Source organism: Streptomyces sp. AN091965, assembly GCF_022698285.1.
Lineage (GTDB): Bacteria > Actinomycetota > Actinomycetes > Streptomycetales > Streptomycetaceae > Streptomyces.
On the sequence record NZ_JALDMY010000001.1, the window covers coordinates 8,948,595 to 8,970,892 of the forward strand.

The window sequence follows — 22,298 nt, forward strand, 5'->3', positions numbered from 1 at the left end:
ACGCTGGTGCTGAAGAGAGCGTTCGTCGCGCCCGACCCGGGGCTGCTGCGCCTGCGCAGCGCGAGCCGGGCCGTGCTCGGCATCGGAGCGGCCGTGGCCCTGTGCGGCCTGGTCGGGCACTCACTCGTCGCGGCCATCATCGGCGGTCTCGCCGCGCTGCTCGCGCTCTTCACGGTCCTGGACCCGACGGTGCGCGGCCAGGCCGGGACCACGGCGCTGCTGCCCGTCGTCGGCCTTCCCGTGCTCGCTCTCGCGGCCACGCTGCACGACTACCCGCTGGTGCGGGACGCGGCGTTCCTCGCCGTCACGGGCCTCGGCGTGTACGCGCGTCGGTGGGGGCCCCGCGGGCACTCGCTCGGCGTGTTCGCGTTCATGATGTTCTTCGCGGCGCAGTTCCTGCACGCGCGCACCGGCCAGCTCCCCGAGCTCTTCGCGGCCATCCTGCTGTCCGTGTGCGCGGCCGCCGCCGTCCGGTTCGGCGTGTGGTGCTACGAACGCGGCCTCCCGCCCGCGACGGTGCCCGCGCCCCTGGCGGCCACCGGGCTCGCCCGGACCACGACCCGGCAGGCGGTCCAGGCCACCGCGGGCGCGGCCTTCGCGCTCGCCCTGGGGCAGATGCTGTCCCAGGAGCGCTGGTACTGGGCGGTCGGCGCCACTTGGTGGGTGTTCGTGAACACCACCTCGCGCGGTGAGACGCTGGTGCGCGGCTTCCGCCGGTTCCTGGGCACCGCGATCGGGATCGCGCTCGGCTTCGTCCTGGCCGTGCCGCTGCACACGGAGCCGGTCGCCGCCGCCGTGATCGTCGCGGTCTGCGTCTTCGGGATCTTCTACACCGCAGCCGTCTCGTACACGTGGATGATGCTCGCGGTCACCGTGATGGCGAGCATGCTCTACGGCCTCCTCGGCGTGCTGGACCCGGCGCTGCTCGCCCTCAGGGTCGGCGAGACCGCCGTCGGTGCCCTCGGCGCCGCGCTCGCGGTCCTGCTGGTGCTGCCCGTCACCACCCACGCCGTCACCGACGGATGGATCCAGCGGGCGCTGCGCTGCGTCCACGCCTGCGCCGCCGAGGCCGCGGCCCGGCTGCGCGGCACGGCGGACGCCGACCCGGCCCCGCACGTCGCCGAGCTGGAGGCGCTCCTCGGCCGGGTGCGGCTCTCGCTCGCGCCGCTGCTGCACCCGCTCAACCCGCTGCTCGCCCGCAAGGAGCGGGCGCGCCGGGTCCTGGCCCTGCTGGACGACTGCGCGCGCGAGGTCCGCGGCCTGGCGGCCATCGCCGCCGACGCGGAGGCCTCGCACGACGACCGCCTCACCGCCGCGTGCTGGCGCGTGGAGGCCGCCGTAGAGGCGCTGACCGCGCCCGGAGCCGCGACGGGGCGCGGGCCCGACGCGGCCCCGGCCCACACCGGGGTCGTCGAAGGCGCGCTCGCCCACGTACACGGCCTGGAGCAGGCCCTGGCGCAGCTCGCCGAGCCGCTGCAGGCCCCGGGACGGGCGCGGCTGAGCGGCGGCTGAGCCCGCACGTCCCGCGCCCTCCGCAGGGGCTCCGCGCCCCTCCGCGGGGTCAGGAGTCGAGCGCGTCCAGGACGTCACCGAGGTCGACGAACTTGAACCCCGTGGCGTCGCGCCCGCCGTCCTCGGGGGTGGCGTGGCCGTCCTGGACGACCAGCAGGCCGCGGGGGTACGTGCGGCCCAGCGGCGCGTTGAGCACGGCCGCCCCGTCGCACTCCTCGGAGCCGTCGAGGCCGCCGGGCCCCGCCGTCACCCGGAAGCCGCCCTCGTACGCGTGGCCGTCGGACGCCTCGCGGTCGAAGGCGGCGAAGGTGTCGTCGCCCTGGCTGGAGGCCAGCAGATGACCGTCGCCGTCCCGCTCGGTGAGCAGCGTGAGGCCTTCGACGTCCGCCGCGAGGCGCTTGCCGCCGTAGCCGGGGTCGGCCCCCGCCACGCACTCCTCGGTCTGCTCGTCGTACGTGCCCGGGACGCCGTACTCGCGCACCTTCTCCTGGAGCCGGGGCGTGCCGGTCAGATCGGCGCGCAGCCGCCAGATGCCGACGTCCTCCTGGCCCGCGAAGAGGGTGCCGTTCGCGGGGTCGACCACCATGCCCTCGACCTGCGGCCCCTCGCCCGGCTCGGCGCACGGGGACCAGGACGAGCCGTCCGGCAGCCGGAAGGAGGCGGGCAGGGCGAGGGTGCGGACCTTGCGGTAGCCCACCCTGCCGCCCGGCGCCGGGGTCAGTTCGAGCAGCGCGAGCGCGGCGCGCTCGCGTCGGCTGACCACGGCGTACGAGCGGCCCGTGGCGCGGTCGGTCCAGGTCGCGAGGCCATAGGCGGTGCGCTGCTCGTTCGCCTCGGCCTGGGACGCGGAGAACACGCGGGGCGCGGCCGGGTCGGTGACGTCGGTGAGCGGGCCGCCGGGGCGGTCGCGGTCGACGCGGTAGATCCGCAGCCGGTCGCTGCCCCGGTCACTGGTCACCGCGACATCGGCGCGGCCCGACGGGAGGCCGAGCCCGTGCACCAGGTCGACGTTGTTGAAGCGGCCGGGCGCGTCGCCGGGGCCCGGCGCGGCGGGTGCGGGGACCGACTGCACCTCGCGGGCCCCCAGGTCGTAGACCCGCAGGCCGCCCTCCTTGGCGGTGGCGATCACGAGGCTGCGCGCCGGGTCGGCCGGGTTGCGCCAGATGGCCGGGTCGTCGGCGTCGGCGTTGCCGCCCGCCTCGTCGTCGTACAGGGCGGGGGTCTCGGCGCGCGGGGTGATCCCGGGCAGCGCGGCGCGGGCTCCCGCCGCGGGCGCCGCGGTCAGCGCGGTGAGGGCGGCGAGGGTCAGGGCCAGACCGGCGGACGCGGCGCGGGTTCTGCTGGAGATGTCCACGAGGGGTTCCTCGGGTTCCTTCGGCTCGGGGGCGGCGGGGCGTGGCGCGGTGCGGGCGTCAGGACAGCTTCCCGTCGTAGTCGGGGAGCTTGAACGTCCGCTCCGCGTGGCCGCCCACGAGGTCTGACTCGCGGTTGCCGACGTTCGCGATGATCGTGTAGCCCTTGGCCTCGATGTCGGCGCGGCTGCGCGTCTTGTAGGCGCTGACCTCGTCGAAGAGGTCGGGCAGCGCGCGCACGTAGAGGCCGTTGACGGGGTAGCCCCGCGTCGTCAGGTTGGCCTGGGTGACGCTCTTGATGATGCCGGGCCGCGCGGTCACGAAGAACACGGAGACACCGCGCGACGCGGCGTACTCGGCGAGTGCGAGGGAGGGCTTCACGGCCGGGGTGGGCAGCTGCCACCAGGGGTGGAAGTCCGTCTCCAGGGTGGTGTTGTCGATGTCGAAGACGACCGCGAGCTTCTGCCCGGCGGCGCCCGCGGTGCGCTGCTTCACATAGGGCAGGGCCCGGTCCACGACGGCACGCACGTCCCGCTGCCAGGTCGCGTAGTCGACGTCGGCCGTCCGGGCCGCCACCGCGCCGACGGGAGCGCTCGGCGCCGCGTGCGCCGAGGCGGCGGTCGTCGCCGTCGCCCCCAGGCCCACCGCCACGACCACCGCTGCCGTACCGATCCGCTGACGCACACCGCGTCGTCCCATTCCGGTTTCCCCTCTGCTGTTGTTCTCTGGTACTCGACATGTCCGTGGTGCGCGGCGCCGTGCGCCGCGGATGTCATGGTCACGGTGAGGGATGGAGGGCAGGCGGACTTCTGGTTACCGACTGGTAGAGGATTCCTGGCGGCCGGGGTGCGGTCCGCCCCCTAGTGGTCCAGACCAGCTGCTACCGTCGGCCCCACGCGTGCCACTCGGCGCGTGACGGCTTGGGGAACGCGTCCCGGTGGGCACCAGGTGCGACACCGGCGCGGAGAGGGGCGAGCAGTGGGCGACAGGCAGGTACGGCGGGCGTACGTCGGGTCCTTCACGGCGGCGGGCGGGCCCGGTGTCGTCAGCGCGGCGGTCGACCCCGACAGCGGGGCACTGACCGTGCTCGCGGCCACGGACGCGGTGCCCGACCCCTCCTACCTCGCGCTCGCGCCCGGCGCGGACACCCTGTACGCGGTGAGCGAGACCTCCGACGGCGCCCTCGCCGCCTTCCGCGTCTCCGGCGGCGGTGGCCCGGCAGGATCCGGGGACCGTCCCGAACTGCTCGCCAGGCCCGTCCCCGTGCAGGGCGACGCACCCACGCACCTCACGCTGCACGACGGCCACCTCATCGCCGCCAACTACGGCTCCGGCAGCCTCACCGCCGTCCCCGTCCACGCCGACGGAAGCCTCGCCCCCGCCCCGGCGGCCGTCCTGCGCCACGAGGGCTCGGGGCCCCACCCGCAGCGCCAGCAGGCCCCGCACGCCCACCAGGTCCTCGCCGACCCGAGCGGCCGCTGGGTGGTGAGCGTCGACCTCGGCACCGACTCCGTGCGCGTGTGCGCTCTCGGCGGCGACGGGCGGCTCACCCTGCACCGGGAGGTCGCGCTCCGGCCCGGCTCGGGACCGCGCCACCTGGCCTTCCACCCGCGCGGCGACCGCGCGTACGTCCTCAACGAACTCGCGCCGACCCTCACCGTCTGCGCCTGGGACGCCGCCGACGGCAGCCTGAAGCCGCTGAGCGAGACGCCGGTCCTCGCCGGGGCGCCGGACGGCGACGCCTACCCCTCCGCGCTCGTCGTCGCCCCCGACGGCCGCTTCCTGTGGACGGCCACGCGCGGCGAGGACGTCCTGTCCGTCTTCGCCCTCGACCCGCAGGGTGACACCGCGCGGCTCACCGCCACCGTCCCGTGCGACGGCCACTGGCCCCGCGACCTGGCCCTCGACCCCTCCGGGCGCTTCCTGTACGCGGCCAACGAGCGCTCCGGCGACGTCACCTGGTTCACCGTCGACCCGGACACCGGGCTGCCGCGGCGCGCGGGCGCGGTGGCCGTCTCCGCCGCCTCCTGCGTGGTCTTCGGCTGAGGCCGCCCGCGGCCCCGCCGCACGACGCCGATGGGCCCGCCACCCCAGTCCCGGGGTGCGGGCCCATCGGCATCACGGAGCGTGGCCGGTCAGCGCACCGGCGCGCCGGACGGCCGCGGGGCGATGCCCAGTGCCGTGGTGTACTGCGACAGGGCCAGCTTGCCGATCGCCGGGTAGGCGCCGAGCGCCCCGGCCACGGCGCAGCCCGCGTCCTGCGCCGCCGCGTCGAGCAGGCGCGTGTCGACCTCGGGGCCGATCAGGTACGGGGCGAGCGCGAGCTGAGCCGAACCCGCGCCGCGCAGCTGCTGGGCGGTGGCCGCCACGGAGCCCTCCACGTCCAGGGCCGCGGCCATCACCGGCACCGCCAGGCGCGCCGCGAGCAGCATGCCGGTGATCCCGGCGGCCTGCACGGCCTCCTCGCCGCCGACCGTGGCCAGGACGATGCCGTCCGCCGCGGTGGCCACCGTGAAGAGCCGGGCGCGGTCGGCGCGGGCCAGACCGGCCTCGGACAGGCGCACGTGCAGGGCCTCGGCGAGCAGCGGGTGCGGGCCGAGCACATCGGTGAGCTCGGCGGCGGCGCGGCTGTCCGCCACGGCCTGCCGGACGCGGTGCATCAGTGCGCCGTCGGGGCCCGCGAGCAGCGGTACGACGACGGCGTCGGCGCCCTCGGGCTCCTTGGCCTCGACCCCGGCGGCCAGCGCCTGCTCGTACCGGGCGACGCGCTGGGCGGCGGTGTGCGCGAGGACGGCCCGGAGGGTGGGGAACTCGGCCGAGCCGGTGTCCTCCCCGTCGACGTAGCCGATCCGCACGTCCAGGCCGGGCAGCTCGGAGCGCGCGATGCTGGCGACCTCTTCGGCGAGGCCGCGCGCGGTGGTGCTGGGGACGCCGGGGACGGCGAGGACGAGCGCGGGCGCGCCCTCGGGAGCCGCGACGGGCTCCGGGCGTCGGTGCCGGCCCGGCTGGCGGGGGCGCGGCATTCGTACAGGCAGGCCGGATGCGGGCCCAGTGGGGGAGCTCATGGCGCCGCATGCTACTGGCTTGTGGGGCTTCCCTGTTCGGGGAGGGTGCAGGTCAGAGGCATTAGTCCGCTTTGTCGCGCCGATTTGTCGGGGAGTGCGGACGTCGCCCTTCCGGTAGTTCGGAAGTCACCCTTCCGGTTGACGCGCGTCCGGTGCGCGGCCGCGGTCGGCGGGCCGCGCGCGAGGCACGTTGCCGGGCGCGTACAAGACGGGCTCGTGGCCTTGTACGTGTCGTTGCACGCATCTCCGCCGTCACGTAAGCGTCGTGTACGTACACGCCGTTTACGTAAGCGTGGTCACCCGCAACAGCTGAGGATCGTGCGGCAGCTTGAGGGTGTCCTGGGCGAGGTCGGTGGCGATGCGGACGGCGCCGTCGAGCGGGTCGCCCGCGGCGGGGACGCGACGGGCGTGCGGAAGACGCTCCGTCAGTTCTGCCTCCAGAGGGACCAGGAGGACGTCGCCGAGCTTCAGCAGGCCGCCCGTGAGGGCGAGTTCGCAGTCTCCGGAGGCCGGGCACGCGGCGGCCGCGGCGTCGGCGATGTGCCCGGCCGCCGCGTGCAGCACGCCGAGGGCCACCGGATCTCCCTCCGCCGCGCACCGGCCCACCTCGGGGGCGAACGAGGCGAGCACCGCGGGCCGGTCCGGCCGCGGATACAGCAGCCCCGGCAGCCCGGAGAGGGGCGCGCCGAACCGCGCCTCGGCGCGCGCCCGCAGCGCGGCCGAACCACCGCGCCGCCCGTCGAAGGACCGGAGGGCCGCCTCCAGGCCCGCCCGCCCGATCCACGCCCCGCCGCCGCAGTCGCCGAGCAGATGGCCCCAGCCGTCCGCGCGCCGCCACGCCGTCAGGTCCGTGCCCGTCGCGATCAGGCCGGTGCCCGCGGCGACGACCGCGCCGGGCCGCTGGCCCAGCGCACCCGCGTACGCGGTGACGGCGTCCGCGGCGAGCGCCACCCGGCGCACCCCGAACAGCTCCGCGAGCGCGGCCGGCAGCCGGTCGCGCAACTCGTCGCCGAGCGACGCCATCCCGGCTGCCCCCACCGCGACGGCTGTCAGGCGCGCCCCGTCGCCCGCCTCGGCCAGCAACTCCCGGGCCATCGGCTCCAGTTGTGCGACGAGGTGCGCGGCGTCGATCCCGCGCGGCCCCGTCCGCACCGGCTCCCTGGAGCTCCTGGGCGCCGGGCGGCGGGCCCCGTCCGCGACGCCGAGCGCCGCGCGCAGGCCGGAGCCGCCCGAGTCCACACCGAGGACGACCGTCACGGCAGCCGCCAGTCGACCGGCTGCGCGCCCTGCCGCACCAGCAGGTCGTTGGCCCTGCTGAACGGGCGCGAGCCGAAGAAGCCCCGGTCCGCCGACATCGGCGACGGGTGCGAGGACTCCACCGACGGCAGCTGGCCGAGCAGCGGCCGCAGATTGCGGGCGTCCCGGCCCCACAGGATCGACACCAGCGGACGGCCGCGCGCCGCGAGGGCCCGGATGGCCTGCTCGGTGACGTCCTCCCAGCCCTTTCCGCGGTGCGCGCCCGGCTTGCGCGGGGCCGTCGTGAGGGCCCTGTTGAGCAGCAGCACGCCCTGCTGGGTCCACGGCGTCAGATCGCCGTTGGAGGGCTGGGGCAGACCCAGGTCGGTGTTCAGCTCCCGATAGATGTTGATCAGACTGCCGGGCAGCGGTCTGACGTCGGGCGCCACCGAGAAGGACAGGCCCACCGCGTGCCCAGGGGTGGGATAGGGATCCTGGCCGACGATCAGGACGCGCACCTCGTCGAACGGCTGCTGGAAGGCGCGCAGCACGTTCGCCCCGGAGGGCAGATAGGTGCGTCCCGCGCCGATCTCGGCGCGCAGGAAGTCACCCATGGAGGCGATCTGTTCGGCCACCGGCTCCAGGGCCTTGGCCCAGCCGGCTTCGACGATTTCATGCAAGGGTCGTGGTGCCACGCCGAGTCACTCTAGTGGCCCGCACTGACAGTGCGTACGCGGACCAACCCTCCCCGCCTACGGGGGCGCATCTCGGCGCTGGTCCCGCTCCTCGTCACGGACATCGAGCCGATCGAGCGACCGGCGGCTGCCGCGACGGTCGCAGGCGGTGCAGACGCGGGGCGGATCGAATGCCCGAGCTGATCAGCCGCGAAGAAGTACCCGTCGAGCGCCGGGCCCCCGCAGCGCCTCGAGATCCGGCAGCTTGCTGCCCAACGGGGCGATCGCCGTGCTGACCTCCTGCCGCGGCTCCTCGGCACCCGCACTCGCCACAGCCGTCAACACCGGCGTCGGCAACGCGGGCATCACCACAGCTGACGTGCGGAGACCCAACGCGTCGTACCGGGCTGTTCGTCTGCTGCCCGGACCGGCACATGCTCCGCAGGGCGGAATAGTCTGGTGTCATGAGTGAGCGAGGGATGCAGGAACTGGCACTGCTGCTGTTGACCGCGCTGGCGAACGCGCCCCGGCACGGTTACGCCATCGCCCAGGAGGTCAAGGCCATCACCGACGGCCGGGTGGTGCCGCGCACCGGGGCGCTCTACGGGGCGCTGGACAGGCTGCTGAACGAGGGGCTGATCGAGGTGGAGCGCGAAGAGGTGGTGGGCGGCCGGGCCCGGCGCACGTTCGCCCTCACGGACCGCGGCCGGGAGCGGCTCGCGGCCGAGGCGGAACGGCTGGCCGCGACCGCCCAGGAGGTCAGGCGGCGGCTGGCGGCCGGTGGCGGGGCGGTGCCCGCGTGATCGACCGCGTGCTGCGCCTGTATCCGGCCGACTACCGGTCCGCGTACGGGCAGGAGATCGTCGACGTCCACCGGGAGATGACCGCGGACATGCCGCGCGCGGCCCGGATGCGTGCGGATGCCGATCTGGCCGCCCACGCCCTGCGGGTACGCCTGCGGCTCGACTCGGCGTCGCGCGGCGGGCGTTTCCTCGCCGTGGCCGCCCCGTTCGCCCTGGCGGCCGCCGCGGTGGACAACGGCCTTGTCCTCACCCGCTGGTACGCCGGGCTCGTCATCTCTCCGGCACCGGCATGGATACAGCTCTCGCACACGGATCCTGCTGACGCACTGCACCTGCTGTTCTCACTGGCGGTGTGTGTGGGCGCGATCGTTGCCCTGGCCGGACGGTGGGCGCTCGGGGTGGCGGCGGCCGTGTGCGGCCTGCTGGGCACGGCGGTGCAGGGGGTTGTCGATGCGCCGCTGGTCCAAGGAGGGTGGACGACGTCCGCGACGGCTCTGCTGACGGTTGCCGTGGTGCTCGCCTGCCCTGTGGACCGGCGGCCCGGCAAGGGGCTGTCGGCGGCGGCCGCGGCGGTGGCGGGCGTGGGATGGTTCCCGGTCGTCGTCGCGGACACCGGGGCTTTCGGCGTGAGCACGGATTACGGCGTCTGGCCGGTGCTGGTCCTGGCCGTCGCGGGAGCCGCTCTCGCGCTGCGGCGGCAGGCCTCCGGAGCGCGGGAGATCGGTGCGGTGGCCGTGGCGTCGGCGCCGTTGGCCGTCGCCGCCCTCATCGGGGCCGGGCCCGACCTCTGGCTCGTGGTCGGCGTGCTCCTCGTGCTGCCGCTCACAGCCGCGCTCGGCACGTGTGCCATAGCGGCACGCCGCAGGAGCTGACTGCTCCCTTCCTTCTCGGCCGCCCTCTTGTCGACTGACGGGAGGGCGGCTTGATGTGTACCGGCAGGCTCTGGCCGACGAGCAGCGTGTGAGCACCTTTGCCATAGTCCGTTCAAGTGAATACTCTTTCTGGCGTACTACTGCCGACGGACCGTCTGGCCGTGACGGCCGCGCGCCCTCGCTCCACGACAGCCCCAGCGCCACGCGGACGGGACCGCGCCCCTCCCGCAGAGCAAAGAGAGCTCACTTTGCCGTTCACCTTGTCCCACCCTGCCGCCGTCCTTCCCCTGCTGCGCCACCCGTTCGTCCCCTCGGCTCTGCTCGCGGGTGCCATGGCCCCCGACGTCCCCTACCTCTTGGGCGCCCTCGGTCTGACCGCGACCCGCTCCACGGACTGGCACGAGCCCCTCCTCAACGCCACGACCACGCACTCGCCCGGCTGGGGCCTGGGCATCGACCTGTTCTTCACCCTGTGCCTGCTGGCCGCCTACGGGCTGCTGCGCCGACCGATCACCGCCCTGCTCCCCGCCGGCCGCACCCTGCCCGGCCCCGGGCCGGCGGACGGTGCGCGGAGCAGGTCGCGCCACGCGCTGTGGCTCCTGCTGTCGGCGCTCATCGGCATCGCCTCCCATCAGGTGTGGGACTCCTTCACCCACGGCGACGGGTACGGGGTCACGCATGTGACACTGCTGCGCGAGCCCGTCCTGGGAGGCCTGTCGCTCGCCCGGCTGCTTCAGTACGTGAGCACCGTCGTCGGCCTGGTGGCCCTCGGCGTGCATCTCTGGCGCCACCGCAGCCGGGCGCGCACCGAGACCCGGGCCGACACCACCGCCCGCCTGCGCCCGGCCCTGCGCTGGAGCGTGGTCGCCGCGCTGGCAACAGCCGCAGCGCTGGGCGGCGCCGCACAGGCCCGCGAGGACTTCGACACCCACCGCTACGAGACCGTGTACGACTACAGCCGCCCCCTCACGCGCGACCTCGGCGGCGGTGCGACCGAGACCTCCTATCCCAGCAAGACCGTCAAGGCCCCGTGGGGCACGCTCGCCGAGGAAGTACTGACACCCGCGGCCAAGACGGCAGGCGCCTCCTTCGCCGTCGCCCTGCTGCTGTACGGTGCCGCCTGGCACGCCCGGCGGCACCGCGGCCGATCCGGGCAACAGGCACCGTGACGGCTGCCGTACACACGGGCCCGTTCACCCGACGGCCCGCCCTCCCCGCCGGGGCCCGGCCGTCAGCCGCGCCAGGGTCGGAGCCGGGGCAGCCAGCCGGGGACGGCCCCGCGGTAGCGCGCGTACTCCGCGCCGTGGGCGCGCAGCAGGGCGGGCTCCTCGTACCACCGGGCGAAGGCGGCCATGACCGCGCCCGCGACCAGCGAGTAGCCCAGCAGGACCGGCCGGGCGAGGAGGAGGCCCTGCCCGGCGATGGTGGTCACCACCGCGACGTACATGGGGTTGCGCACGTGCCGGTACAGGCCGCCCACGACCAGGTGCTCGGTGGGTGCCACCGGTGCCGGGGTGCCGAGGCCCTCGGTCACGAACCGTGCGAAGGCGTGGACGAGCACCACCGCCCCGGCCGCGAGCGCGACCCCGCCGAGCACCCGAGCGGGCAGCCACCAGTGACCGGCCTGCCACCGCGTCAGCCACCACGGCACGAGGACGGCCACCGTGCCCGGGGCGAGCGCCATGAACACCGAACTGCCCATCACCGCGGCGGACTTGCGCATGGCGCCAGTATGCGCGCCTCACCGGCCGCGGGGAGCCCCCGTCACGCGAGCACGGCGGCACGCACACAGAGCACGTCCGGCAGGTGGGTGATGAGTTCCTGCCAGGTGTCGCCGTCGTCCGCCGACGCGTACACCTCGCCGTTGCGGTTGCCGAAGTACAGGCCCGCCGGGTCCGCGCCGTCGGTGCACAGGGCGTCGCGCAGCACCGTGCCGTAGTGGTCGCCCCGGGGCAGGCCCTCGCTCAGCGGCTCCCAGCTCTTGCCCGCGTCCTGGGTGCGGTAGACGCGACAGCGGTGGTCCGCCGGGACCCGGTCCGCGTCGGCGGTGATCGGGAAGACGTACGCGGTGTCGGCGCGGTGCGGGTGCGCGACCACCGCGAAGCCGAAGTCCGACGGCAGGCCCTCGCCGATGTCGGTCCAGTGGGTGCCCGCGTCGTCGCTGCGGTACACCCCCCAGTGGTTCTGCAGGTAGAGCCGGTCGGGGTCGACGGCGTCCTTCGTCACCTTGTGGACGCACTGGCCGAACTCCGGGTGCGGGTCCGGCAGGAAGACCGCGGAGACGCCCGAGTTCGCCGGGTCCCAGCTCGCGCCGCCGTCCCGGGTGCGGAAGACTCCCGCCGTGGATACCGCGACCGTCACCGCGTCCTTGTCGCGGGCGTCCGTCAGGATGGTGTGCAGGCCCTCGCCGCCGCCACCCGGCTGCCACTGCGAGCGCGTCGGATGCTCCCACAGCGGGCGGACCAGGGAGAAGCTCTCGCCGCGGTCCTCCGAGCGGTACAGCGCGGCGGGCTCCGTGCCCGCGTACACCACGTCGGGCTCCGCGGCGGCGGGGTGCAGCTGCCACACCCGCTCCAGGGAGGCACCGGTGTCCTGGGGGAACTTCACCGCGGGCCGTGACGGCTCGGTCCAGGTGCGGCCCAGGTCGTCGGAGTGGAACACCGACGGGCCCCAGTGGGAGCTGTCGCCGCCGACCAGGAGGCGGGGCGAGGAGGTGCGGGTGTCGATGGCGATCGAATAGATCGCCTGGGCGTTGAAGTACGGCGCCTCGTCGAACCGCCACGCGCCGGCGGAGCGACGGGCGATGAAGAGGCCTTTGCGGGTGCCGATGGTGAGCAGGACGTCAGCCATGCCTCGCACCTTTCCGGACGTCGTTGTCTCAGGTACGGCTCAGTCTGCACCCGGGCACTGACAATCTCCCCTGGACGGCATGTCCTCGCAGGTCAGGGCGATTCTTCCCGGTGGTGCGCCGCGTCGTGCACCCGGCTTCAGGCGCCGGTTCCGCCGACGGGCCCGCGCAGCCTCTCGGCCACCTCCGCGATCGCCTCCGGGCCCACCCGGCAGCAGCCGCCGATCAGCCGCGCCCCCGCCTCCCGCCACCGTGACACCTGGGCGGCGGTGAAGCGGGAGGGGCCCTGCCAGGAGCGGGTGCGGGCGTCCCAGGTCTCGCCGGAGTTGGGGTAGACCACCACCGGCTTGCCGGTGACGCGGGCGGCCAGGGCCACGGCCGCGTCCGCGTCGCGCGGGTCGCAGCAGTTGACGCCCACGGCCAGGACCTCGTCGGCGTCCGCGGCCAGGGCGAAGGCCTCGGCCAGGGGCTGGCCCGCGCGCGTGCGGGTGCCGGAGACGCTGTACGAGAGCCAGGCGGGCACGCCGAGGCCACGGGCCGCGCGGAGCAGCGCGCGGGCCTCGTCGGTGTCCGGGACCGTCTCCAGGGCCAGGACGTCCGGCGCGGCGTCGGAGAGCACCTCCAGACGGGGCCGGTGGAAGCGCTCCAGGTCGGCCACGCTCAGGCCGTAGCCGCCGCGGTACTCCGAGCCGTCGGCGAGCATCGCGCCGTAGGGCCCCGCCGACGCGGCGACCCACAGCGGGCGGCCCGCGCCGGTGCGGGCCGCGGCCTCGCGGGCCAGCGTCACGCTCAGGCGGAGCAGCTCGGCCGTGCTGACGGCGTCGATGCCGTGCCGCGCGAAGCCCTCGAAGGTGGCCTGGTAGCTCGCCGTGATCACGACGTCCGCGCCCGCCTCGTAGTACGCGCGGTGCGCCGCCCGCACCGCGTCCGGGCGCTCGGCGAGCAGCCGCGCCGACCACAGGTCGTCGGACAGGTCGTGCCCGGCGGCGGCCAGCTGGTTGGACAGGCCGCCGTCGAGCACCAGCGGGCCGCGCGCGAGGGCCGCCGCCAGGCTCGTCGGACCGCCCCCGGCACCCGCCCCCGTACTCACTGCCTCGTTCATACGGTCGACGCTAGCCGAGGAGCGGTAAGAGGGAAGTGACAGGCGACCTGATGGCCCGCGCCGTTCGGCGTGGTGACCGGTGGCTCCACGGTGGCGCACACGTCCTGGGCGAGCGGGCAGCGGGTGCGGAAGCGGCAGCCGGACGGGGGCTTCGCCGCCGACGGGGTCTCGCCGGTCAGCGGGGAGCGCGCCGCCGTGGCGGCCCGCGGATCGGGGACGTCGACGGTGTCGAGCAGGCCGCGGGTGTAGGGGTGCAAGGGATGTGCGTACACGCGCTCCGCGGGTCCCGACTCCACCAGCTTGCCCAGGTACATGACGCCGACGGTGTCGGCGAGGTGGCGGATCACCGCCAGGTCGTGGGAGATGAACAGGTACGTGAGGCCGCGCTCGCGCTGCAGGTCCCGCATCAGGTTGAGGATCTGCGCCTGCACGGAGACGTCGAGGGCCGAGACCGGCTCGTCGGCGACGACCAGGTCGGGGGAGAGCGTGAGCGCCCGGGCGAGGCCGAGGCGCTGGCGCTGGCCGCCGGAGAATTCGTGCGGGTAGCGGTGCACGGCGCCGCGCGGCAGGCCGACCGCGTCGAGGAGCGCGCCCACCAGCTCCTCCTGGTCGGCGCGGCCGCCGACGCGCTGGATGACGAGCGGCTCGCGCAGGATCTCGCCGACGCGCATGCGCGGGTCCATCGCGGCCGTGGAGTCCTGGAACATCAGCTGGACCCGGCGCCGGTGCGCGCGCCGCTCGGCGCGGGACAGGGCGGCGAGGTCCCGGCCGTCGAAGCGGACCGTGCCCGCCGTCGGCTCCTCCAGTCCCGCGACGATCCGGCCGAGCGTCGTCTTGCCGCACCCGGACTCGCCGACCACGCCGTACGTCTCGCCCCTGCGGACGGTCAGGGAGACGCCGCCGACCGCGCTGACGGTGCCCCGGCGCCGGGCGAACGGGCCGCCGGGCAGGGGGAATTCCTTGGTGAGCGCGTCGAGTTCGAGGAGGACGTCACCCGGCTCCACGGACACGGCCGGGGGCGGTGCGAGGAGTTCCTCCGCGGGCGCTTCCTCGTCGTACGGTACGGGGTGGAAGCAGGCGAACCGGTGCTCAGGTCCCTGGAGTTCGTCGTTCGCCGGCTCCGGTGCGCGGGTGTGGCACAGGTCCGTCGCGAAGGCGCAGCGCGGCGCGAACCGGCAGCCCTGCGGCCGGGTCGTCAGGCTCGGCGGCAGGCCGGGGATGGTGTGCAGTTCCGTGCCGCTGCCCGCGGCCCGCTCGGGCAGGGCCGCGAACAGCGCCTCGGTGTAGCGGTGGCGTGGACGCGCGAACAGGCCCCGTACGTCGGACTGTTCGGCGACCTTGCCCGCGTACATCACCGCGACGCGGTCCACGCGGCTCGCGATGACGCCCAGGTCGTGGGTGACGAGGATCATCGCCATGCCGAGCGTGCGCCGCAGGTCGTCCACCAGCTCCAGGATCTGGGCCTGTGTGGTCACGTCGAGCGCCGTCGTCGGCTCGTCGGCGATCAGCAGCCGGGGCTCGCACACCAGGGCCATGGCGATCGCCACGCGCTGGCGCATGCCGCCGGACAGCTGGTGGGGATAGGCCTTCATGCGCTCCGACGGCTGGGGCATGCCGACGAGGCGCAGCATCTCCTCGGCGCGCGCCCACGCCTCCTTGCGGCCGGTGCCGGGGCGGTGCAGGAGCAGCGGCTCGGCGACCTGCGCGCCGATCGTCATCGTGGGGTTGAGCGAGGTCAGCGGGTCCTGGAAGATCATCCCGATGCTGTTGCCGCGTACGTCCTGGAGAACCGGCGCGGGCGCGGCGGCCAGGTCCCGGCCCGCGAACAGGACGCGCCCGCCGGTGATGCGGCCGCCGGGCGGCAGCAGCCCGAGGACGCTCAGCGCGGTCATGGTCTTCCCGCAGCCCGACTCCCCGACGATGCCCAGGGATTCGCCGGGCGCGAGGTCGAGCGAGACGCCGTCGAGGGCGTGCACGGTGCGGTCGCGCGCCTCGATGTCGACGCACAGGTCCTCGATGCGCAGCAGCGGCTCGGCCGTGGACCGAGGCGCGGAGGTGTCGTGAGCCATGTCGCTTCGTCCCTACTTCCGCAGCCGTACGTCGAAGGCGTCCCGCAGTCCGTCACCGATGAAGTTGAACGCGGCGACGACGAGCACGATGGCGATGCCCGGCGGGAAGATCAGCCACCAGTAGCCGTTCTGCGTGTACGTGATCCCGGCGGACAGCATCGAGCCCCAGTCGGCCGACGGCGGCGGGATGCTCAGACCGAGGAACGCCAGATAACTGACGTAGAGGATGGCGTCGGCGATCTGGAAGGTGCAGTTGACGATGACGGTGCCGATCGCGTTCGGCACGATGTGCTTGAAGACCGCCCGCGCGCCACCGCCGCCCATCATCCGCATGGCCTGGACGTACTCCCGGTCGCGCAGCGACAGCGCCTCGCCGCGCACCAGGCGGGCCGGGGACAGCCAGGCGACGGCGGCGATGATCAGGACCAGCACGCCCTTGCTCGGCGTGATGATCGCGGCGACCACGACGAGCAGGAACATCGCGGGAATGGCGAGCGCCGCGTCCGTGATCCGCATCAGGGCGGCGTCCACCCAGCCGCCGAAGTAGCCGGACACCGCGCCGTACACGGTCCCGAAGAGCGTCGCGAGGAGCCCCGCCGCGAGGCCGATCTCCAGCGAGGTCTGCCCGGCCACCATCAGCCGGCCCACCATGTCGTAGCCCAGGTCGGTGGTGCCGAGCAGGTGTCCTTCGGTGCCGGGGGAGAGGTTGGCCTGTGACAGGTCGGTGTGGACCTGCTCGGTGTCGTACAGGAGCGGGCCGAGGTAGCTGAACGCGAGGAGCAGGGCCAGGAGGACCACGCCCGTCAGGGCGAGCTTGTTGCCGGTGAAGACGCGCAGGGTGCGGCGGGCGAGCGAGGGTGTCGCGAGCGCGGCCTCCTCGTTGCCCGGAGCGGTCCCGGGAGCCGGGACCGGGGACGTCGTGGTGGTCATGCCACGCTCCGAATCCGGGGGTCGAGGACGGCGTACAGGACGTCGGTGAGCAGGGAGCCGACGACGGTGGCGATGCCGACGACGAGCGTCACGCCGAGCAGCACGGGGAAGTCCGAGCCCTGGGCGGCGTTCCAGAACAGCAGCCCCATGCCCGGGTAGTTGAACATCGACTCGACGACGAGGGCGCCGCTGAACAGCGTCGGCAGGTACAGGCCGAGGAGGGTGGCCAACGGGATCAGCGCGTTGCGCAGGACGTGCCGGACGAGCACGCGGCGGCTCGACTGTCCCTTGGCCATGGCCGTGCGGACGTAGTCCTCGGTGAGGTTGTCGAGGACCGCCGAGCGCATGTAGCGGCTGAACATCGCCACGATGCCGAACGCCATCGTCACCACCGGGAGCACGAGTCCGGTGACGTCCCCGAGCAGGTCGCCGACCGACTCGCCCTGTGGCGCCTCCGCCGGGAGGACCGGCAGGACCTGCGCGAACACGATGATCATGACGAGGCCGAGGAAGAACACGGGCGTGGCGTACAGCAGGAACGCCAGACCGGTGAGCGCGTAGTCGGACGCCTTGCCGCGCCGCACCGCCTGGAGCAGGCCCAGCGGGATCGCGATGACCACGGCGAGCGCGGTGGAGAGGACCGTCAGGAGCAGCGTCTTGGGCAGCCGCTGCTTCAGCAGGTCGAGGACGGGCGAGTTGAGCTTGTAGGAGTCGCCCAGGTCACCGGTGAGCAGGCGTTTGAGGTACATGCCGTACTGCGTGGGCAGCGAACGGTCGTAGCCCTGCTGGTGGTTGAAGTCCTGGATCTGCTGGGGCGTGCCCTTGGGGCCGAGGATGGCGCGTGCGGGGCCGCCGGGCAGCTGGTGAAGCAGCACGAACACGATGATCGACACCAGGAAGAGCACGACGAGCGCCTGGAGGAGGCGCTTGACCAGAAAGCCGGTCACTTGTCGGCTCCCTTCTTCTTGACGTAGTACCAGTCCTGCGGGGCGAAGGTGACCGTCGGGTTCTGCTCGACGCCCCGCAGGTCGTTGCGGATCACCGACACCTGGTACGCGGGGTTGGGCATCCACATGACGGGGAGCTGCTCGGCGAGGTACTCGCCGTAGGCGTGCACGGCCTTCATGTCCGGCGCGTACTGCACGGCGCGGATGACGCGGTCGGCCCGCTCGTTGCTGTAGTTGCCGAAGTTGGCGGAGGCCCCCGTGGAGAACAGCTGCTCGCCGCTGGGGTTGAGCGGGTAGTACCAGCTGCCCGCCGTGCCGAAGAAGGACATGTCCCAGTCGCAGCCGGGGTCCTTCGCCGTGCACGGCACGGAGTTGCCGAGGACGGAGTTGAGCGGCTGCTGGCGCACCGTCAGCTCGATGCCCGCCTTGGACAGGGACGACTTGAGCTCCTGCATCGTGTTCGTCGTCTCGGTGGAGCCGGACTGGGACAGGAGGGTCAGCTTCAGGGGTGCGTCCTTCGCGATGCCCGCGCCGCACTCGTCGGGGCCCGTGCCGGGGCGCACGCAGCGCGCGGTGCCGCCGTCGGTGCGCCAGCCGTGGGCCTTCAGGAGCGAGACCGCCTTGGCCACCGAGAACGGGTAGCGGTCGCGCTCCATCGCGGGTGACAGGTACTGGCTCTTCGGCGTGACCGGCACCGGGCCGAGCGTCGGCGTGGCGCTGCCCTGCCAGATGACCTCGCTCATCGCCTTCTGATCGACCAGGTGCTGCATGGCCTGGCGCACGTAGAGCCGGCGCAGGAGCGGCCCGGCGTGCGTGGAGTTGAAGTTGTAGACGATGTACGTGGCCGCCCAGCCCTCCCAGGGGTCGACGCGGTAGCCCCGGTCCTCGAACTTGTCCTTCTGCGCCATCACCGAGGGCGGGATGTAGCCGTAGTCGACGCCTCCGGAGCGCAGCACGTTGTACTCGGAGTCGGCGGTGGTGAAGGGCTTGAAGACGACTTTGTCCAGGTGCGGGCGCTGGGACCGCGGGCCGGTGAACTTCTCGTTGGGAACGATGGTGACCTGGCCGTTGTCGCGCCAGCCCGCGAGCCGCCAGGGCCCGTTGACGGTCTTCCACAGCGGGTCGCTGCCGTAGGAGCCGAGGCTCTTGGCGTGCCGGGTGAGCCGGGCGAAGACCGCCTTGGCGCCCTTGGCCGTCCGGTCGAAGTCGCCGACCTCGCCGCCGTCGGTGGTGGCGCTCCAGGCGTGCTGGGGCAGCGCGCGCATCAGCGTGAGCTGGTTGGCGGTGAACCAGTCCGGGTTGTAGGCGCGGCTCAGGCGCAGCCGCACGGTGTGCTGGTCGAGCGTCTCGAACCGCTTGACGTTGTCGGGCATCGTGCCGACCGAGTAGTTGCCCCAGGAGGCCTTGTTGGCCTTGACGAGGTTGAACCAGAACTCCAGGTCGCGAGCCGTCACCGGCGTGCCGTCGGACCACTTCACGCCCTTGCGCAGCGGCACGGTGACGGTCCTGTTGCCGTCGCTGTACGTCGGTTCCAGGCCCAGGGTGCTCGGCCCGTGGGTGGTCAGCTCGCCCTTCCGCCGGTCCTGCACGGCGTCGTACACCGGCATGAAGAGCAGGCTCTGGATGCCGTAGTTGTACGAGGCGCCGTAGCCGGGCGCGCCGATCGGGAAGATCCAGTTGGGCGTCGCGGCCGGGGGCAGGGCCATCGTCGCGGTGCCGCCCTCGACCGGGGTGCCGCCGGTCGGGCCCATGTCGACGCGGGCGCCGTCGCGGGTGCAGCCGGTGAGGGCCGCGAGCACGAGGCCCGCGGCCACGGCCGCCTTGAGTGCACGCATGGTTCGGGGCCTCCAGGAGCTGCCGGGACCGGATCCGCACGTTTGAGCGGTGGGAGGGCCGCACGCTAGGCCTGCGGCGAAAAGCAAGTCAAGAGCTTCGTTCGGCAAAGACTGCGAAAAGCCGGACGGGAACGGCCATTTCTTCGAAGAGCTGGTCAACTTCCTTTGTCACGCCCTAGTGTTCAGTCGGCATGCGAAACAACTCGTCGAACGTACGGGGGCGATATGGCAAGCGGCGCACACGGCGAGCCCGGATCGGCGCAGCACATCGTGCATCTGGTGTCGTCGGGCGCGGCCACGTCACGGGCCGCTCTCGTACGGGAGCTGGGCCTCGCGCCGTCCACGGTCTCGCTGCGCGTGCAGGAGCTGGTGACCGCCGGCGTGCTCACGGAGTCGGGCGAGGGGGCCTCCCGGGGCGGGCGCCGCCCGAGACTCCTGCGGGTGCGCCCCCAGGGCGGGGTCGCGCTCGCCGCCGACCTCGGCAGCCACCACGCCCGGCTCGGCGCCGTCGACCTCGGCGGCCGCGTCCTCGGCCCCCTGGACCTGCCGCACGACATCACGGCCGGGCCCGAGCCGGTCGTCGACTGGCTGTGCGAGCGCGTCGCCGACCTCGCCGCCCGCGAGCGTACGGCGGGCCGTGCCGTGCGCGCCCTCGGCGTCGCCTTCCCCGGCCCCGTCCGACCGGGCGAGGGCTGTGTGCTCAGCCCCTCGCGGATGCCCGGCTGGCACCGCTTCCCGCTGCGCGAGGTGCTCGCCGAACGCCTCGGCCTGCCCGTGACCGTCGAGAACGACGCCACGATGATGGCCGTCGGCGAGCACCGCGTGGCCCGGCCCGCGCTCGACCACCTCGTCGTGGTCAAGGCGGGCCGCGGCATCGGCAGCGGCGTCATCGCGGCGGGCCGCCCGCACGACGGCGCCAACGGCGCGGCCGGGGACATCAGCCACGTCCGCATCGAGGCGGCGGGGGAGCGCCCGTGCAGCTGCGGCAACATCGGCTGCCTGGAGACCGTCGCCAGCGGCGCCGCGCTGATCCGCGAACTCGCCGCGCAGGGCGTCGAGGTGGCGTCCACGAGCGAACTCCTGAGACTCGTCGCCGACGGCGACCCCCGGGCCACCACCCTGGTGCGCACGGCGGGCCGCCACATCGGCACGGTCCTGTCCGTCGTCGTGAACTTCTTCAACCCGCAGGCCGTGGCCCTCGGCGGCGTGCTCGCCACCGCCGAGCCGCTGGTCGCCGCCGTGCGCGGGGTCCTCTACGAACGCTGTCTGCCGCTCACCACGGCGGATCTGGAGATCACCACCACGGTGACAGGACCGGACGCGGGGCTGCTCGGCGCGGGCCTCACCGCCCTGAGCACGGAGCTGCCGACCGCGCCCGCCCAGGAGCCGGGCGCGGCCCCGCGCGAGCAGTCCGCCCCCCGTCAGGAAGAGAGCGCCCGCACATGACCAGCACCGAGCCCGTCACCGGCCGCCCGCTGCGCATCGGCATCGGCGGCATCGGCATCGAGTCCTCCACGTTCTGTCCGCACCGTTCCACCACCGACGACTTCCGCCAGACCCGTGGCCAGGAGCTGCTCGACCGCTACGCCTGGACCCGCCCGGACAGCGACCTCACCTGCCTCGGCGGCCCCGTCGAGTGGGTGCCGCTCCTGCATGCCACGTCCCTGCCCGGCGGCCCCGTGGAAGCCGAGTCGTATCTGACCCTCAAGGACGAACTCGTCACCCGCGTCCGGCGGGCGGGCCCGCTCGACGGGCTCGTGTACGACATCCACGGCGCCATGAGCGTCGTCGGCCTCACCGACGCCGAGGCCGACCTCACGGAGACGGTGCGCGCGGCCCTGGACTCCGTCGGCACCCCGGACGGCGAAGGCCGCCCCATGATCTCCGCGGCCATGGACCTGCACGGCAACGTCTCGCGGCGCTTCGCCGAGCCCGTCGACCTGCTCACCGCGCACCGCCTGGCCCCGCACGAGGACGCCTGGGAGACCCGCGAGCGCGCCGCCCGCAACCTGGTGCGCTGTCTGCGCGAGGGCAGGCGGCCGCACCGGGCCTGGGTGCAGGTGCCGGTGCTCCTTCCGGGCGAGAAGACCAGCACGCGCCTGGAGCCCGCCACGTCCCTGTACGCCTCGCTCGCCGGGATCGAGAAGCTGCCCGGCATCCTCGACGCGGCGCTGTGGGTGGGCTACGCCTGGGCCGACGAGCCGCGCTGCCGGGCCGCCGTCGTGGTCACCGGCGACGACGCGGGGCGGGCCGCCGCCGAGGCCGAGGGGCTCGCACGCCGCTACTGGGCGGCGCGCCGCGACTTCGTCTTCGTCGGGCCGACCGGCAGCGCCGACGAGTGCGTCGGGAAGGCGGTGGCCTCCGACAGGCGGCCCTTCTTCATCAGCGACTCCGGCGACAACCCCACTGCGGGCGGCGCGGGCGACCTCGCGTACATGCTGGCCCGGCTCCTGGCGAACGACGCGATCCGCTCCGGGCGCGTCACCGCCGTGCACCCCGGCATCACCGACCCCGTCGCCGTCGCCGAGTGCTTCGCGGCGGGCGTCGGCGCCGAGGTGACGCTGTCCGTGGGCGGCAAGGTCGACACGGGCCACGGCGGACCGTACGAACTCACCGGCACCGTCGAGGCGTTGCAGCGCGCGACCGACCAGAAGGACCGGGCCGAGGGCGGCGCCTACGACCGGGGCGTCGACATGGCGGCGGTCCGCGTCGGCGGGCTCACGCTGATCCTCGTCGCGCGCCGCAAGCCCTTCCACACCCTCGCCGACTTCCTCGGCCCCGCCGAAGGCGGCCTCGGGATCGATCCGAGGACCTACGACCTGGTCGTCGTGAAGATCGGCTACCTGGAGCCGGAGCTGTACGACATGGCCGCCGACTGGCTCCTCGCCCTCACCCCCGGCGGCGTCGACCAGGACCTCGAACGGCTCGGCCACCACCGGGTGGAGCGGCCCCTGTACCCCTTCGACGAGGACGCGTACGAGGACGGCACGGGCCCCGACCTGAGGGCGACCGCCCTGACGCCGCTCGCCCCCTGAGACCCTGCCCGCACCGGC

19 protein-coding genes are annotated in these 22,298 nt (G+C 74.1%); 7 read left to right on the plus strand and 12 right to left on the minus strand.

Annotation, left to right across the window (positions count from 1 at the left end; translation table 11 throughout):
• Positions 1-6: 6 nt before the first annotated feature.
• The gene (locus MQV74_RS36735) at positions 7-1,512 is read left to right on the plus strand and encodes an FUSC family protein (RefSeq protein ID WP_242727750.1); all 1,506 of its coding nucleotides are present in this window, start codon (positions 7-9) and stop codon (positions 1,510-1,512) included.
• Between the two features lie 49 nt (positions 1,513-1,561).
• Here the strand turns inward: MQV74_RS36735 and MQV74_RS36740 are convergent, their stop codons facing one another.
• Positions 1,562-2,860, minus strand: coding sequence for a phytase (locus tag MQV74_RS36740; protein WP_374120820.1), 1,299 nt, complete (start codon positions 2,858-2,860; stop codon positions 1,562-1,564).
• 64 nt (positions 2,861-2,924) lie between these two features.
• The gene (locus MQV74_RS36745; protein WP_242727752.1) at positions 2,925-3,563 is read right to left on the minus strand and encodes an HAD family acid phosphatase; all 639 of its coding nucleotides are present in this window, start codon (positions 3,561-3,563) and stop codon (positions 2,925-2,927) included.
• 279 nt (positions 3,564-3,842) lie between these two features.
• Here MQV74_RS36745 and MQV74_RS36750 point away from each other — a divergent pair, with 279 nt between their 5' ends.
• Entirely contained in the window at positions 3,843-4,910 is a 1,068-nt protein-coding gene (locus MQV74_RS36750; protein ID WP_242727754.1) for a lactonase family protein, read from the plus strand.
• A gap of 89 nt (positions 4,911-4,999) precedes the next feature.
• Here the strand turns inward: MQV74_RS36750 and MQV74_RS36755 are convergent, their stop codons facing one another.
• The 3 genes from MQV74_RS36755 to MQV74_RS36765 all read right to left on the minus strand — a co-directional run bounded on the left by MQV74_RS36755 (position 5,000) and on the right by MQV74_RS36765 (position 7,860).
• Positions 5,000-5,929 carry a sirohydrochlorin chelatase gene (locus MQV74_RS36755; protein ID WP_242727755.1) on the minus strand — a complete coding sequence of 310 codons (930 nt, stop codon included), beginning with the start codon at positions 5,927-5,929 and terminating at the stop codon, positions 5,000-5,002.
• 282 nt (positions 5,930-6,211) lie between these two features.
• Entirely contained in the window at positions 6,212-7,186 is a 975-nt protein-coding gene (locus MQV74_RS36760; RefSeq protein WP_242727757.1) for an N-acetylglucosamine kinase, read from the minus strand.
• Entirely contained in the window at positions 7,183-7,860 is a 678-nt protein-coding gene (locus tag MQV74_RS36765) for a uracil-DNA glycosylase (RefSeq protein ID WP_138964004.1), read from the minus strand. The genes MQV74_RS36760 and MQV74_RS36765 overlap by 4 nt, the downstream gene beginning before the upstream one ends.
• 443 nt (positions 7,861-8,303) lie before the next feature.
• Between MQV74_RS36765 and MQV74_RS36770 the strand changes: the two genes are divergently transcribed.
• From MQV74_RS36770 to MQV74_RS36780, 3 genes are all read left to right on the plus strand, one after another.
• Positions 8,304-8,642, plus strand: coding sequence for a PadR family transcriptional regulator (locus MQV74_RS36770; RefSeq protein WP_242727760.1), 339 nt, complete (start codon positions 8,304-8,306; stop codon positions 8,640-8,642).
• The gene (locus MQV74_RS36775) at positions 8,639-9,514 is read left to right on the plus strand and encodes a hypothetical protein (RefSeq protein WP_242727762.1); all 876 of its coding nucleotides are present in this window, start codon (positions 8,639-8,641) and stop codon (positions 9,512-9,514) included. Before MQV74_RS36770 ends, MQV74_RS36775 begins: the two co-directional genes overlap by 4 nt.
• Positions 9,515-9,762: 248 nt before the next feature.
• Positions 9,763-10,683, plus strand: a complete 921-nt coding sequence (locus MQV74_RS36780) for a DUF4184 family protein (protein ID WP_242727764.1) — start codon at positions 9,763-9,765, stop codon at positions 10,681-10,683.
• Positions 10,684-10,745: 62 nt separating this feature from the next.
• Here MQV74_RS36780 and MQV74_RS36785 read toward each other — a convergent pair whose 3' ends face one another.
• The 7 genes from MQV74_RS36785 to MQV74_RS36815 all read right to left on the minus strand — a co-directional run bounded on the left by MQV74_RS36785 (position 10,746) and on the right by MQV74_RS36815 (position 19,245).
• Positions 10,746-11,237 (minus strand): methyltransferase family protein, encoded by a 492-nt coding sequence (locus MQV74_RS36785; protein ID WP_242727766.1) that lies wholly within the window; start codon positions 11,235-11,237, stop codon positions 10,746-10,748.
• A 41-nt stretch (positions 11,238-11,278) separates the two neighbouring features.
• The gene (locus MQV74_RS36790) at positions 11,279-12,364 is read right to left on the minus strand and encodes a WD40/YVTN/BNR-like repeat-containing protein (protein WP_242727768.1); all 1,086 of its coding nucleotides are present in this window, start codon (positions 12,362-12,364) and stop codon (positions 11,279-11,281) included.
• 137 nt (positions 12,365-12,501) lie between these two features.
• Positions 12,502-13,464: a homocysteine S-methyltransferase gene (gene mmuM / locus MQV74_RS36795; RefSeq protein ID WP_242727777.1), complete on the minus strand. Its 963-nt coding sequence runs from the start codon at positions 13,462-13,464 to the stop codon at positions 12,502-12,504.
• Positions 13,461-15,533 carry an ABC transporter ATP-binding protein gene (locus MQV74_RS36800; protein WP_242727779.1) on the minus strand — a complete coding sequence of 691 codons (2,073 nt, stop codon included), beginning with the start codon at positions 15,531-15,533 and terminating at the stop codon, positions 13,461-13,463. The genes mmuM and MQV74_RS36800 overlap by 4 nt, the downstream gene beginning before the upstream one ends.
• A 12-nt stretch (positions 15,534-15,545) precedes the next feature.
• Positions 15,546-16,463: an ABC transporter permease gene (locus MQV74_RS36805; RefSeq protein ID WP_242727780.1), complete on the minus strand. Its 918-nt coding sequence runs from the start codon at positions 16,461-16,463 to the stop codon at positions 15,546-15,548.
• Complete coding sequence (locus MQV74_RS36810; protein WP_242727782.1) at positions 16,460-17,410, minus strand: ABC transporter permease; 951 nt, start codon at positions 17,408-17,410, stop codon at positions 16,460-16,462. Before MQV74_RS36810 ends, MQV74_RS36805 begins: the two co-directional genes overlap by 4 nt.
• Positions 17,407-19,245, minus strand: a complete 1,839-nt coding sequence (locus MQV74_RS36815; RefSeq protein WP_242727785.1) for a peptide ABC transporter substrate-binding protein — start codon at positions 19,243-19,245, stop codon at positions 17,407-17,409. Before MQV74_RS36815 ends, MQV74_RS36810 begins: the two co-directional genes overlap by 4 nt.
• A 225-nt stretch (positions 19,246-19,470) precedes the next feature.
• On the opposite strand from MQV74_RS36815, the gene MQV74_RS36820 reads away from it, so the two are divergent.
• Positions 19,471-20,691, plus strand: coding sequence for an ROK family transcriptional regulator (locus tag MQV74_RS36820; protein WP_242727787.1), 1,221 nt, complete (start codon positions 19,471-19,473; stop codon positions 20,689-20,691).
• Entirely contained in the window at positions 20,688-22,280 is a 1,593-nt protein-coding gene (locus MQV74_RS36825) for a M81 family metallopeptidase (protein ID WP_242727789.1), read from the plus strand. Before MQV74_RS36820 ends, MQV74_RS36825 begins: the two co-directional genes overlap by 4 nt.
• Positions 22,281-22,298 lie beyond the last annotated feature (18 nt).